This window comes from Caulobacter vibrioides (assembly GCF_002310375.3).
Taxonomy (GTDB): domain Bacteria; phylum Pseudomonadota; class Alphaproteobacteria; order Caulobacterales; family Caulobacteraceae; genus Caulobacter; species Caulobacter vibrioides_D.
On record NZ_CP023315.3, the window covers coordinates 2,104,825 to 2,117,722 of the forward strand.

11 protein-coding genes are annotated in these 12,898 nt (G+C 66.8%); 6 read left to right on the top strand and 5 right to left on the bottom strand.

The window, feature by feature from the left end; all coding sequences use genetic code 11:
• Positions 1–36: 36 nt before the first annotated feature.
• The 3 genes from prfB to CA606_RS09995 all read right to left on the bottom strand — a co-directional run bounded on the left by prfB (position 37) and on the right by CA606_RS09995 (position 4,948).
• Positions 37–1,162 (bottom strand): peptide chain release factor 2 gene (gene prfB / locus CA606_RS09985; RefSeq protein WP_096051270.1). Its coding sequence is split into 2 segments (ribosomal slippage): positions 37–1,092 and positions 1,094–1,162, totalling 1,125 coding nucleotides; the frame shifts between segments, so codons are not numbered across the junction.
• A gap of 68 nt (positions 1,163–1,230) precedes the next feature.
• The gene (locus CA606_RS09990; protein WP_181242532.1) at positions 1,231–3,600 is read right to left on the bottom strand and encodes a penicillin-binding protein 1A; all 2,370 of its coding nucleotides are present in this window, start codon (positions 3,598–3,600) and stop codon (positions 1,231–1,233) included.
• Between the two features lie 160 nt (positions 3,601–3,760).
• Complete coding sequence (locus CA606_RS09995; protein WP_096051268.1) at positions 3,761–4,948, bottom strand: N-acetylmuramoyl-L-alanine amidase family protein; 1,188 nt, start codon at positions 4,946–4,948, stop codon at positions 3,761–3,763.
• Positions 4,949–5,316: 368 nt separating this feature from the next.
• On the opposite strand from CA606_RS09995, the gene CA606_RS10000 reads away from it, so the two are divergent.
• The 4 genes from CA606_RS10000 (at position 5,317) to CA606_RS10015 (ending at position 10,511) form a co-directional block, all read left to right on the top strand.
• A complete protein-coding gene (locus CA606_RS10000; RefSeq protein ID WP_096051267.1) occupies positions 5,317–5,535 on the top strand; it encodes a hypothetical protein in 219 nt (72 codons plus the stop codon).
• Entirely contained in the window at positions 5,459–8,182 is a 2,724-nt protein-coding gene (locus tag CA606_RS10005) for an Rne/Rng family ribonuclease (protein ID WP_096051266.1), read from the top strand. Before CA606_RS10000 ends, CA606_RS10005 begins: the two co-directional genes overlap by 77 nt.
• 142 nt (positions 8,183–8,324) lie before the next feature.
• Positions 8,325–9,746 carry a tetratricopeptide repeat protein gene (locus CA606_RS10010; RefSeq protein ID WP_096051265.1) on the top strand — a complete coding sequence of 474 codons (1,422 nt, stop codon included), beginning with the start codon at positions 8,325–8,327 and terminating at the stop codon, positions 9,744–9,746.
• A gap of 24 nt (positions 9,747–9,770) precedes the next feature.
• A complete protein-coding gene (locus CA606_RS10015; protein WP_096051264.1) occupies positions 9,771–10,511 on the top strand; it encodes a DsbA family protein in 741 nt (246 codons plus the stop codon).
• Between the two features lie 140 nt (positions 10,512–10,651).
• On the opposite strand, the gene CA606_RS10020 is transcribed toward CA606_RS10015, so the two are convergent.
• On the bottom strand, positions 10,652–11,461 hold the full coding sequence (locus tag CA606_RS10020; protein ID WP_096051263.1) for a thiazole synthase: 810 nt from the start codon (positions 11,459–11,461) through the stop codon (positions 10,652–10,654).
• A 144-nt stretch (positions 11,462–11,605) separates the two neighbouring features.
• Complete coding sequence (gene thiS / locus CA606_RS10025) at positions 11,606–11,806, bottom strand: sulfur carrier protein ThiS (protein ID WP_096051262.1); 201 nt, start codon at positions 11,804–11,806, stop codon at positions 11,606–11,608.
• Positions 11,807–11,884: 78 nt separating this feature from the next.
• Between thiS and CA606_RS10030 the strand changes: the two genes are divergently transcribed.
• Positions 11,885–12,325, top strand: coding sequence for a type II 3-dehydroquinate dehydratase (locus tag CA606_RS10030; RefSeq protein WP_096051261.1), 441 nt, complete (start codon positions 11,885–11,887; stop codon positions 12,323–12,325).
• A gap of 60 nt (positions 12,326–12,385) precedes the next feature.
• Positions 12,386–12,895 carry an acetyl-CoA carboxylase biotin carboxyl carrier protein gene (gene accB / locus CA606_RS10035; RefSeq protein ID WP_096051260.1) on the top strand — a complete coding sequence of 170 codons (510 nt, stop codon included), beginning with the start codon at positions 12,386–12,388 and terminating at the stop codon, positions 12,893–12,895.
• Positions 12,896–12,898 lie beyond the last annotated feature (3 nt).

The following is a 12,898-nucleotide window of genomic DNA, read 5'->3' on the forward strand; positions in this document are numbered from 1 at the left end:
GGGGCGTTTTCTTTTAGTCGCCCGGCCCCAGCGTTTTTAAGACGCTTCGCCGCCGTCGCGGGTGTGACCCACGCGCTGGGCCAGCGACGCGGCCATGAAGGCGTCGAGGTCACCATCCAGGACACCCTGGGTGTCGGAGGTCTCGACGTTGGTCCGCAGGTCCTTGACCATCTGGTAGGGCTGCAGGACGTAGCTGCGGATCTGGTGACCCCAGCCGATGTCGGTCTTCTGGTCTTCCAGCGCCTGTTGCGCGGCTTCGCGCTTCTGGAGCTCGGCCTCATAGAGACGCGCGCGCAGCATCTTCCAGGCCTCTTCACGGTTCTGGTGCTGCGAACGGCCGGCCTGGCAGGCCACGGCGATCCCGGTCGGAATGTGCGTCAGGCGCACCGCCGAGTCAGTCTTGTTGATGTGCTGGCCGCCGGCGCCGGAGGCGCGGTAGGTGTCGGTCCGCACGTCGGAGGGGTTGATCTCGATCTCGATATTGTCGTCGACCACGGGATAGATCCACGCCGAGGCGAACGAGGTGTGGCGGCGGGCGCTGCTGTCGTACGGGCTGATCCGCACCAGGCGATGGACGCCCGCTTCGGTCTTCAGCCAGCCATAGGCGTTGGCGCCCTTGACCAGCAGGGTCGCGGACTTGATGCCGGCCTGATCGCCGTCGGTTTCTTCGATCAGCTCGGTGGTCATGCCGTGGGCGTTGGCCCAGCGGGTGTACATGCGCAGCAGGATGCCGGCCCAGTCGCAGGACTCGGTGCCCCCCGCGCCGGAGTTGATTTCGACATAGCAGTCGTTGCCGTCAGCCTCGCCCGACAGCAGCGCCTCCAGCTCGGCGCGACCGGCGCGTTCCTTCAGCGACTTCAGCTGAGCGCGGGCGTCGTTCAGAGAGTCCTCGTCGGACTCCATCTCGGCCAGCTCGGCATATTCGAGGGCGTCCTTGAGGTCGCGCTCGATCGACTGCACGGCCTCGACCTTGGCCGCCAGGTTCGCGCGCTCGCGCGACACGGCCTGGGCCTCGGACGGACGGTCCCAAAGGGTCGGGTCCTCGACCCGGGCGTTCAGCTCATCGAGCTTGCGGAGAGCGACGTCCCAGTCAAAGACGCCTCCTGAGCAGTCCCACGGACTGCTCGATGTCGGCCGCAGCGGCCTCGACATCCGGTCGCATCACGTAACTCCGTGACAGTGTTGAAGGGCGCGGGAGATAACTTGCGTTGCTCCCTCGCGCAATGGACGTCAGTAAAGCCCGCTCAGCGGATCCGGTTTTTGCGTCGGCTTACCGGGCTGCGCCGCCGGCGGCGGGACCGGCGGCAGGCCGGGCGGCAGGTCCTGGTACGGGATCGGGCCATCGGTCGGGGCGACCTCGACTTTGGGCTCGGTGCCCGGCCGGAACGCTTCGCGCACGCCCCGCACCATGGCGAACTTGGCGCTCTTCGGCGGCTTGAAGTCGACCACCGGCTGGCCCTCCAGCGCCACCTTCATGAAGTCCATGAACATCGGCACCGGACCGGTCGCGCCCGTCTCGCCATCGCCCAGCGAGCGGTTGTCGTCGAAGCCGATGAAGACGCCGACGATCAGGTTGGGCGAATAGCCGACGAACCAGGCGCTGCGATACTCGTTGGTCGTGCCGGTCTTGCCCGCCAACGGACGACCCAGCGAGCTGACGGCGGCGGCGGTGCCGCGCTGGACCACGCCCTGCAGCATCGAGGTCACCTGGTAGGCGGTGACCGGGTCCATGACCTGCTCGCCGGGCGCGGCGAACCGGGGGCTCTCGTCGCCATTGAAGCCGGCGTCGCAACGCTCGCAGTCGCGCTTATCGGCGCGGAAGATCACCTTGCCTTCGCGGTCCTGAACCAGCTCGATCAGGTGGGGTTCGATCCGGCGCCCGCCATTGACGAACGGCGCATAGGCGGCGGTCAGCTTGAACGGCGTGGTCTCGCCGGCCCCCAGGGCCATGGCGAGCACGGGATCCATGTCGCGAACGACGCCCGTGCGTTTGGCGAAATCGGCGATCTTCTTCATGCCCACGCCCTGGGCCAGGCGCACGGTCATGGCGTTGATCGACTGCTCCAGGCCCTTGCGCAGCGGCTGCGCGCCGTAGAACTCTTTGTGATAGTTCTCCGGGCTCCACTCCTCGCCGTTTGCGCCCTTGAAGGTGATGGCGCTGTCGACGATGACGCTGGCCGGCGTGTAGCCGTTCTCCAAGGCGGCGGCGTAGACGAACGGCTTGAACGACGAACCCGGCTGACGCATCGCCTGGGTGGCGCGATTGAAGTTGGACAGCGAGTAGCTGTAGCCGCCGACCAGCGCCACCACACGGCCCGTATAGGGCTCCATCGCCACCAGGGCGCCGTTGACCACGGGGATTTGCCGCAAGCGGTAACCGCCCGAGGTGGTCTTTTCCACGAAGACCAGGTCGCCGGCCTTCAGGCCCTTGCCGGCCTTCGCCCAGGACATGTCCTCGGCGACGATCTGCCCCTCGCCCTCCTTCTTGACCAGGCGAACCCGACCGTCATTGGAGGTCACCAGGGCCGCGCGCCACTGGCGCCGTTCCGACGGGGCGGCCTTGGCCAGCGCCGTCTTTTCCCAGTTGAGATCGCTGGGTTCCACATGGCCCCAGGCGCCCCGCCAGCCGTGGCGACGGTCGTACTTTTCCAGCCCGTCCATCAGCGCCACCCGGGCGGCGCTTTGCAGGCGCGGATCCAGGGTCGTGCGCATGTAGTAGCCGCCTTCATTGAGGCGCGAGCCGAGGGTCGCCATGCCGCGCTGGCGGACTTCCTCGACGAAATAGTCGGCGTCGCGATAGGCGGCGCGCTTGGGCGCGGACTGGACGATCAGGTCTTCAGCCATCGCCTTCTGGGCGTCGGCCTTGGAGACCCAGCCTTGCTCGGCCATCTGGCCCAGCACCCAGTTGCGACGGGTGATCGCCTTGGCCCGATTGCGGATGGGGTGATAGTTGTCCGGCCCCTTGGGCAGCGAGGCCAGATAGGCGCACTCGGCCAGGGTCAGATCCGGCAAAGACTTGCCAAAATAGTTGTAGGCCGCCGCGCCGACGCCGAACGAGCGATACCCCAGCCAGATCTCGTTGAGATACAGCTCGAGAATCTGCTGCTTGGTCAGCGACTGCTCCAGGCGATGGGCCAGGATCGCTTCCTTGAACTTGCGACCGACGGTGGCGTCGGAGGTCAGCAGGACGTTCTTGGCCACCTGCTGGGTGATGGTCGATCCACCCTCAAGGCGACGACCCCGCACCGCGTTGCCGACATTCTTGATCATGGCGCGCGAGAGCCCGCCCACGTCGACGCCGCCGTGCTGGAAGAAATTGCGATCCTCCGCGGCCAGGAACGCCTGGGCCAACTGCGGCGGGATCTGGTCGTAGGCGATGAAGATCCGGCGTTCCTTGGAGTACTCGCCGATCAGGGTGCCGTCCCAGGCATAGACCCGCGTCGCGGTCGGCGGACGATAGTCCTGCAGCTCACCGGCGTCGGGCATGTCGTGGAACAGCCAGGCGGCGTAGATCGCGATCGCGAATCCCGCGACGGCGATAGCCGACAGCACCGCCACGCCCGCGATGGCCATCCATCGTTCGGTGGGTTTCAGATCCACGCGACCTCCGTCGAGCAGGCCCCCTCGCCTGCTGTACACACTTCACTAGATCGCTTGTCGCGGAACCGTAAGCGGTTTCGCGGTCGCACCTCCAGGGGCGCGACACGATCCATCATGCCTGTGATTAGAGCGCGACAGTCGAAAGGGGAAGCGCGGTCGCCTAGGACTTGCGCAGCCCAGAGGAGAAATAAGCCTCGATCGAGTCCGCGACGGCGTCGACGAGGCGGGCGCGGCTGGCCTTGGAGCTCAGGAACGCTTCGTCCTCGGGATTGGTGATGAAGCCCATCTCGAGCAGGACGGCCGGAACGTCGGGCGCCAGCAGGACGATGAACCCCGCGTCGCGGTGGCTGCGGCGCAGCAGCGCGGTTTCCTCGCCGACATTGGCCAGAAGCAACTGCGCGAAGGCCGCAGAACGGTTCTTGGTCGCCCTTTGCGACAGGTCCAGAAGGATCTGGCTCACCGCGCGATCCCGGCCCGGCATATTGGCCTTCATCAGCCAATCGTCCTTCTCGAGGACCCGCCCGACCCGGTCGGCGCCCTTCTCGGAAAGGGTGTAGACCGAGGCGCCGCGTGTGGTCACGTCAGGCCCTGAGTCAGCGTGCAGCGAAATAAAGAGGTCGGCGTCCGCGCGCCGCGCGATCTGCACGCGCGATTCGAGGGGGACGAACGTGTCGGTCTCGCGCGTCAGCACGACCTGAAAGCGTCCCGTGCGCTCAAGGCGATCCTTCAGCGCCTTGGCGGCCGCCAGCGTGACTTCTTTCTCGTAGATGTTCGCGCCCAAGGCGCCGGAATCTTTGCCGCCATGACCGGCGTCGATCACGACGACCTTCTTGAGGCGTAGAGGCGCGGCCTTGACGGGCGCCGATGCGAGGCTCACGCGCGGCGCTTGCGGCACGGCGGCGCCGTCGACGGCCTTGAGATCGATCACATAACGATAGGCGGTCGCGCCATCGCCGGGCGGAAGCAGGAAACGGCGGCGAACCTCGACCTTGCCGGCAAGGTCCAGACGCAACCGCGCGCCGCCAGCGGCCTCGTCGATCAGCCAGCGCTTCACCAGCCCCTGCCCCGCGCCCTGCAGGTCGCCGGACACCATGACGTTCGGAAGCGCGATCACGAGCCGTTGATCGGCCATGCCGTCCGAGACCAGCTTGCCGGCGGCGGCGCGGTCAAGATCGATCACGACGCGCGTTTCGACGCGATCACCGCCAAAGCGCACCTTCTGGACGCCGGCCGGCGCCGCAGGACCTTGCGCCGTAGCCACAGCCACGCCGGCGAGCGTTACGCCGCCGACGATCAGCATGGCTCTAACCCAGCCCATGCGCGCAAAACTGATGAGACGTGTACGCATTCCCGCCCGCGATACCCGGAACTGGTGAACTGGAGGTCAATATCGACCGGCTGCGGTAGCGAAAGGGTTAAGTCGTGTTCGAACCGCGAAACCTTTTCTTTTGCGCGCTGATGTGGCTACAGTCCCGCCGCACGCGAAATCCGTGATCGTCACGACTCCGCGTGAGCCGTTCAGGCGTCGAATTTGGTCTTGAACCCCTTTCGGCACTGGAGCGGCAGATTAGATAGTGTTCGAGACGTGGTCGACCTGGCGGGCAAGACGCCTGCAGAGACGCCGCGCCACGGGGCCCGCGTCGGGCTCAAACGCCGTCCCGGCGACGACGCGCCATCCAATCCCGCGCCTGACGCGGTAGGGACAAACGAACCTCAATGGGCTGCGCCGCACCCGACCGCCTTTGGCACCTGACCCTTCGCAACCGCGCTGACGGTGCGACGGTCGGCGACGCGCGCGCCCTTCATTCATATCGGCGACCGGGCCCCGCGCCCGCAGCGCGCCGCGGAGAATTCCTTTATGTCGAAGAAGATGCTGATCGACGCAGCACACGCCGAAGAGACGCGTGTGGTCGTCGTGGACGGTACCCGGGTTGAAGAGTTCGATTTCGAGAGCCAGACCCGCAAACAGCTTCGTGGAAACATCTATCTCGCCAAGGTGACGCGCGTCGAACCCAGCCTGCAGGCTGCGTTCATCGAGTACGGCGGCAACCGTCACGGCTTCCTGGCGTTCAACGAGATCCACCCCGACTACTACCAGATCCCGGTCGCCGACCGCGAAGCGCTGATGCGCGACGACTCCGGTGACGACGAGGACGACACTCCGATCTCGCGTCGCGCCTCGGGCGGCGACGACGAAGACGACGTCAATGGCGGCGACCGCGCGGTCGACGACGATGATGACGATGTCGAAGAAGAACTGGCGCGCCGCAAGCGCCGCCTGATGCGCAAGTACAAGATCCAGGAAGTGATCCGCCGCCGGCAGATCATGCTGGTTCAGGTCGTCAAGGAAGAGCGCGGCAACAAGGGCGCGGCCCTGACCACCTACCTGTCGCTGGCCGGCCGGTATGGCGTCCTGATGCCCAACACCGCCCGTGGCGGCGGCATCAGCCGCAAGATCACGGCGGTCACCGACCGCAAGCGCCTGAAGAGCGTCGTCCAGAGCCTGGATGTGCCGCAAGGCATGGGCCTGATTGTCCGCACGGCCGGCGCCAAGCGCACCAAGGCCGAGATCAAGCGCGACTACGAATATCTGCTGCGTCTGTGGGAAAACATCCGCGAGAACACGCTGCACTCGATCGCGCCGGCGCTGATCTACGAGGAAGAAGACCTCGTCAAGCGCGCCATCCGCGACATGTACGACAAGGACCTGGACGGCATCTGGGTCGAGGGCGACGCCGGCTACAAGGAAGCGCGCGACTTCATGCGCATGCTGATGCCGAGCCAGGCCAAGAAGGTCTTCAATTACCGCGACCCGACGCCGCTGTTCGTCAAGCACAAGATCGAGGACCATCTGGCCCAGATCTATTCGCCGGTCGTGCCGCTGCGCTCCGGCGGCTATCTGGTGATCAACCAGACCGAAGCCCTGGTCGCCATCGACGTCAACTCGGGCAAGGCTACGCGCGAGCGCAACATCGAGGCCACGGCCCTCAAGACCAACTGCGAAGCGGCCGAGGAAGCCGCGCGTCAGCTGCGTCTGCGCGACCTGGCCGGCCTGATCGTCATCGACTTCATCGACATGGATGAAGCCAAGAACAACCGCACGGTCGAGAAGGTCCTAAAGGACGCGCTCAAGGACGACCGCGCGCGCATCCAGATGGGCAAGATCTCGGGCTTTGGCCTGATGGAGATCAGCCGTCAGCGTCGCCGCACCGGCGTTCTTGAAGGCACCACCCACGTCTGCGAACACTGCGAAGGCACTGGTCGCGTCCGCTCGGTCGAGTCGAGCGCGCTGGCCGCCCTGCGTGCGGTCGAGGTCGAGGCCCTGAAGGGCTCGGGCAGCGTGATCCTGAAGGTCTCGCGCTCGGTCGGCCTCTACATCCTCAATGAAAAGCGCGCCTACCTGCAGCGCCTGCTGGAGACGCACGGCCTGTTCGTGACGGTGGTCGTCGATGACAGCCTGCACGCCGGCGACCAGGAGATTGAGCGCACGGAGCTGGGCGAACGCATCGCCGTGGCGCCGCCCCCGCTTGTCGAAGACGACGACGACTTCGACGCGGCCGCTTACGACGACGAGGAAGAAGAAGACGAGATCATCCTCGAGGACGAGGACGAAATCGACCGCGAGAACACCGATGACGACGACGCGTCGGCGCGCAAGCAGGCGCGTGACGACGATCGTGGCGATCGCAAGGGCCGCCGTGGCCGTCGCGACCGTGGCCGTGGTCGCGGCCGTCGCGATGAGCGCGATGGCGAGACCGAGACCGAGGTCGAGGACGAGGACGTCGCGGGCGAAGGCGCGGATGAAGATCGCGCCGAGTTCGGCGATGACGATGACGGCGGTCGTCGCCGTCGCCGTCGGGGTCGTCGCGGCGGACGCCGTGGCGGTCGCGAGGACGGCGATCGTCCGGCGGACGCCTTCGTCTGGATCCGCCCGCGGGTGCCCTTCGGCGAGAACGTCTTCACCTGGCACGATCCGGCCGCGCTGGTTGGCGGCGGCGAGTCGCGCCGTCCGGCGCCCGAACCGCGCGCCGAGGCTTCGGCGGAAGCTGCGCCGCGTCCCGAACGGGCCGAACGCGAGGAACGCCCGGGTCGCGAGCGTGGCCGTCGGGGTCGCGACCGCGGTCGTCGCCAGCGCGACGAGGCCCCGGTCTCCGAGGTGAGCGCCGTCGAAAGCGCGAGCGTCGAAGCCGCCGAGCCTTTCGAAGCGCCGATCCTGGCGCCGCCGGTGATCGCCGCTCCGCCGGCTGACGTCTGGGTCGAACTGCCGGAAGTCGAGGAAGCGCCCAAGAAGCCCAAGCGTCCGCGCTCGCGCGGCAAGAAGGCGGCTGAAGCGGCTGAGACGGCTGTGGAGGCGGTCGACGTCGTGGCCGATGTGACGGTTGAAGACACCGCTCCTGAGGCCGCCGCGCCTGAGGCTGTCGAGGTCGCTCCGCCTGCTCGGACGGTCGAAGCTGCGCCCCAGCCCGAGCCGACGCCGGTCGTCGAGAGCGAGCCCGTCGAGGCGGCGAGCCCCGCCGAGCCCGACCCGAACGAGATCACCGCACCGCCCGAAAAGCCCCGTCGGGGCTGGTGGCGCCGGTAAGGTCTAGAGCAACGGCCCGCGCGTCTTTCTGGCGCGCGGGCCGAATTCTTTCGCGAGACGAGGCCGAACCCTTGTTCCCTCGCCATCGCGATCCAAGTTAGATTGGTCAGGGTTCGCGGGGGCGCGATCTGGAGATCACGTGATGACCTCGCGTAGTGGGCGGGCCAGTAAGAGACTAAGTGGGGCGATCTGCGCGCTCGCCGTGCTCGCATCCACCGTTTCGGCGCCCCAATCGGTGAAGGCGCAGAGCGACGGCCCCTCGTTGATCCGCGACACCGAAATCGAAGAAATCCTGCATCGCGATTCCGATCCGATCTTCGCGGCGGCGGGCCTGGACCCGAAGAACGTTCGAATCCTGATCGTCGGCGACAAATCCCTGAACGCTTTTGCGACCCAGGGCCTGCAGATGGGCCTGAACACAGGCCTGATCCTTCAGACCGAGAACCCCAATCAGCTGCGGGGCGTCATCGCCCACGAGACCGGCCACCTGGCCGGCGGCCACCCCATCCGTTCCGACGAGATGATGCGCGCCGGCCTCAAGCCGATGATTCTGACCATGGGCCTTGGCGTTCTGGCCGCGCTGGCGGGCGCGCCGGATGCGGGCGCCATGCTGATCGGCAATGCGCAATACGCCGGCGCCCTGGGCGCGCTGGGCTACAGCCGCGAGCAGGAGTCGCGCGCCGACCAGGCCGGCGCCGGGTTCCTGGAAGCCACCGGCCAGTCGGGACGCGGTCTCGTCGAGTTCTTCGACAACTTCCGCTATCAGGAAGTCTTCGACCAAGCGCGGCGGTTCGCCTACTTCCGCAGCCACCCCCTGTCGTCTGAACGGATCGAGGTGCTCCGCAGTCGCGTCGAGCGCCAGACCCACTACCACGCGGTGGACACGCCAGAGGATCTTGCGCGCCACGAGGTGATGAAGGCCAAGCTGGAGGGCTTCCTCAACCCGCAGATCGCGCTGATGAAGTACAAGGAGACCGACACAGGGTTTCCGGCCCGCTACGCGCGCTCCATCGCCTACTACCAGATGAAAGAACCCGATCGGGCCCTGAAGCTGCTGGACGGTCTGATCGCCGACCACCCTGAGAACCCTTACCTCTGGGAGCTGAAGGGGCAGGTTCTCTTCGAGTTCAACCGTGTGGAGCAGGCCGAAGAGCCTCAGCGCCGTTCGGTGGCGCTGAAGCCGGACGCCGCCCTCCTGCGGATCAATCTGGGCCAGACCCTGATCAACCTGAATGACCCAAAGAAGGTCGAGGAAGGGGTTCAGGAACTCAAGCGCAGCCTTCTGAACGAGCCGGACAATCCGGTGACCTGGCGGCTTCTGGCCCAGGCCTACGACAAGCAGAAGAAGGACGGCGAGGCGCGCCTGGCGACCGCCGAACAGTACTTCTCGCTCGGCGCCGTGCGCGAGGCCAAGGTGTTTGCGATGCGCGCGCGAGAACTGCTGGCCAAGAACACGCCCGACTGGCGCCGCGCGACCGACATCGTTCTGGCCTCGCGCCCCTCGAACCAGGAACTGAAGGACCTGGCGAAGGAAAGCGCCATGCCCTCCTCCACCGGTCGCTGACCGGCCCCGCCTCCAGAGACCTCAATGACCATGCTTCGTCGCGCCGCGACCCTCGCCCTTCCTCTGGCCATCACCGGGCTCGCCCTGTCGGGCTGCGATCAATCCAAACCCGACAAGGCGTTCGGGGAGAAGGTTCGCGCCTACCTGCTGGAGCACCCTGAAGTTCTGATGGAGGCCAGCCAGAAGCTGCAGGAGAAGCAGGCGGCGCAGCAGGCGGTGTCGTCTCAGAAGGCCATTGGCGAGTATCGGCAGGCGATCGAACGCGACCCGCGCGACATCGTCATCAATCCGACCGGCACGATCACGGTGACCGAGTTCTTCGACTACCGCTGCGGCTTCTGTCGCCAGGCCACGCCGGCGGTTCTGGAGCTGGTTCAGAAGAACCCGGACATCCGGCTGGTGCTGAAGGACTTCGTGATCTTCGGCAACGACAGCGAGGCCGCCGCGCGTATCGCCCTGGGGGCAAAGGATCAGGGCAGGAGCCTGGAGCTGCACAAGGCCCTGATGGCTGAGAACGCCCTCGACGCCGTCGGCGCCCTGCGCATCGCCAAGGGGCTCGGCATCGACATGGACAAGGCCAAGGCCGTCGGCGAAAGCCAGGCCGTCACCCAGCATCTGGCCGACACCGAGGCTCTGGCGCGGGTCCTGAACCTGTCGGGCACGCCCGCCTTCATCGTCGGCGACACCCTGGTCCCCGGCGCGGACATCAACGCCCTGAAGCTGGCGATCGAGCAGACGCGGGCGGCCAAGGCCAAGGCGGGCTGATGAAGATCCTTCCGCCCCCCTTTGGGGGCGGACGACCGCGCAAAGCGCGGTCAGGTGGGGGCAAATCGGCGCTTGCCGAACCGCACCAGCCCCCTCCGCGCCTAAGGCGCTCCTCCCCCAGAGGGGGAAGAAGGATTGGCTCAGATCAGCCCCGCCAGCGGCGAGCTGGGGTCTGCGTAGAGGCGCTTTTGCATCCGGCCGGCGAGATAGGCCTCGCGGCCGGCAATGACGGCGTGCTTCATCGCCTTGGCCATGCGGATCGGATCCTTGGCCTCGGCGATGGCGGTGTTCATCAGGATGGCGTCGCAGCCCAGCTCCATGCCGATCGCCGCGTCCGAGGCCGTGCCGACGCCGGCGTCGACCAGGACAGGCACCTTGGCGTTCTCGATGATGATCCGCAGGTTGACGCGGTTCTGGATGCCCAGGCCCGAGCCGATCGGCGCGCCTAGCGGCATGATCGCCACCGCGCCCGCCTCTTCCAGCTTGCGGGCGTAGACCGGGTCATCCGAGCAATAGACCATCACCTGGAACCCGTCGGCGACCAGCAGCTTCAGCGAACGCAGGGTCTCTTCCATGTCCGGGAACAGGGTCTTGGGATCGCTCAAGACCTCTAGCTTGACGAGGTCCCAGCCCCCGGCCTCGCGGGCCAGCCGCAGGGTCCGCACGGCGTCCTCACCGGTGAAACAGCCGGCGGTGTTGGGCAGATAGGTGAATTCGGTTGGTTTGACGTAGTCGACCAGCAGCGGCTGAGTCGGGTCGGTCAGGTTCACGCGGCGCACGGCCACGGTGACGATCTCGGCACCGGCCGCGCGGGCGGCGGCGGCGTTGGTCGCATAGTCCTTGTACTTGCCCGTGCCGACGATCAGGCGCGAGCGGAAGGTGCGGCCGGCGACGGTCCAGGTCTCTTCGGAGTCGCTGCTGACGGAGTCGGGGGAAACATGCGCGTTCATGGGGCTGGTTTACGCCCGGGAAGCCGCACTTTCAAACGCCTTGCGTCCTTCGAGGCCGCTTCGCGGCGCCTCAGGATGAGGAAAGCAGCACGAGTTTCCTCATCCTGAGGTGCGAGCAAAGCGAGCCTCGAAGGACGCAAGACCTCAACCGCCGCCGATGAACGTGACGATCTCAATGCGGTCGCCGTCGGTCAGCGGCGTGGCGGCGTAGGTAGACCGCGGGGCGATCTCGAGGTTGCGCTCGACCGCCACCTTGCGGGCGTCCAGCCCCAGCGCAGCCACCAGATCAGCGATCGTGACCACCCCGGCCACGTCCCGCTCTTCTCCGTTCAGTAAAAGCCTCATCTCTCCTCCGAAGCGAGCCGTGCTTGTGACCCGGCGGAACCGGCTATACAAGACCCTCGGAATCGACGGCGGAGCCGCATGGTAAAACCGATCCACGTGCTGAGCGGGCCCAACCTCAACCTGTTGGGAACACGCGAGCCCGAGATTTACGGCAAGGACACCCTCGATGATGTCCGGACGCGCTGTGAGGCGCGGGCGGCTTCGCGCGGCTTTTCGGTGGTCTTCCGCCAGTCCAACCATGAGGGCGTGCTGATCGATTGGGTGCACGAGGCGCGCTTGTCCGCCTCGGCGCTGGTCATCAATCCGGCCGGCTATGGCCACACCTCGATCGCGCTTTTGGATGCGCTCAAGACCTTGAGCATTCCCGTGATCGAGTGTCACCTGTCCAACCCGGCGGCGAGGGAGGAATTCCGCCGCCACACCTACGTTTCGCTGGCGGCTACGGGGATCGTCTCCGGGTTCGGCGCGGCGAGTTACGAACTGGCGATCGAGGCCGCCTTCGGCCTGATCCGCGAATAGCAACGATAACGCCCGGCGTTTTCCGCCGCCCGGCGCATCAGAAGAACAAGGTAAGCTTCCATGTCGAACCCCAAGGCCCCCGCCGATCCGGTCGAAGCTCCCGCGATCGACGCCCGTCTGGTCCGCAAGATCGCGGACATCCTGAAGGACACGGGCCTGTCCGAGATCGAAGTCGAGCATGCCGGCCTGAAGATCCGCGTCGCGCGTGAACTGACCGCCGCGCCCGTCAATTACGTCCAGGCTGCGGCTCCGGCCTACGCCCCGGCGCCTGTCGCCGCTCAGGCTCCGGCCGCCGCCCCCGCCCCGGTCGCCGAGGCCGCGCCCGCCCCCGTCCGCGGCGACGCCGTGAAGTCGCCGATGGTCGGCACCGCCTATCTGTCGCCCCAGCCGGGCGCCGACGCCTTCGTGAAGGTCGGCGACACCGTCGCGGCCGGTCAGACCCTGCTGATCGTCGAAGCCATGAAGACCATGAACCCGATCGCCGCGCCGAAGGCCGGCAAGATCGTCGAAATCCTGGTTGACGACGCCCAGCCCGTCGAGTTCGGCGAGCCGCTCGTCGTCATCGAGTAACGC

Coding starts and splice junctions, on each gene's coding strand:
- CA606_RS10030 (WP_096051261.1), top strand. CDS start 11,885: ATGGTAAAACCGATCCACGTGCTGAGCGGGCCCAACCTCAACCTGTTG.
- CA606_RS10010 (WP_096051265.1), top strand. CDS start 8,325: ATGACCTCGCGTAGTGGGCGGGCCAGTAAGAGACTAAGTGGGGCGATC.
- thiS (WP_096051262.1), bottom strand. CDS start 11,806: ATGAGGCTTTTACTGAACGGAGAAGAGCGGGACGTGGCCGGGGTGGTC.
- CA606_RS09995 (WP_096051268.1), bottom strand. CDS start 4,948: ATGCGTACACGTCTCATCAGTTTTGCGCGCATGGGCTGGGTTAGAGCC.
- CA606_RS10005 (WP_096051266.1), top strand. CDS start 5,459: ATGTCGAAGAAGATGCTGATCGACGCAGCACACGCCGAAGAGACGCGT.
- CA606_RS10000 (WP_096051267.1), top strand. CDS start 5,317: ATGGGCTGCGCCGCACCCGACCGCCTTTGGCACCTGACCCTTCGCAAC.
- accB (WP_096051260.1), top strand. CDS start 12,386: ATGTCGAACCCCAAGGCCCCCGCCGATCCGGTCGAAGCTCCCGCGATC.
- CA606_RS10015 (WP_096051264.1), top strand. CDS start 9,771: ATGACCATGCTTCGTCGCGCCGCGACCCTCGCCCTTCCTCTGGCCATC.
- CA606_RS10020 (WP_096051263.1), bottom strand. CDS start 11,461: ATGAACGCGCATGTTTCCCCCGACTCCGTCAGCAGCGACTCCGAAGAG.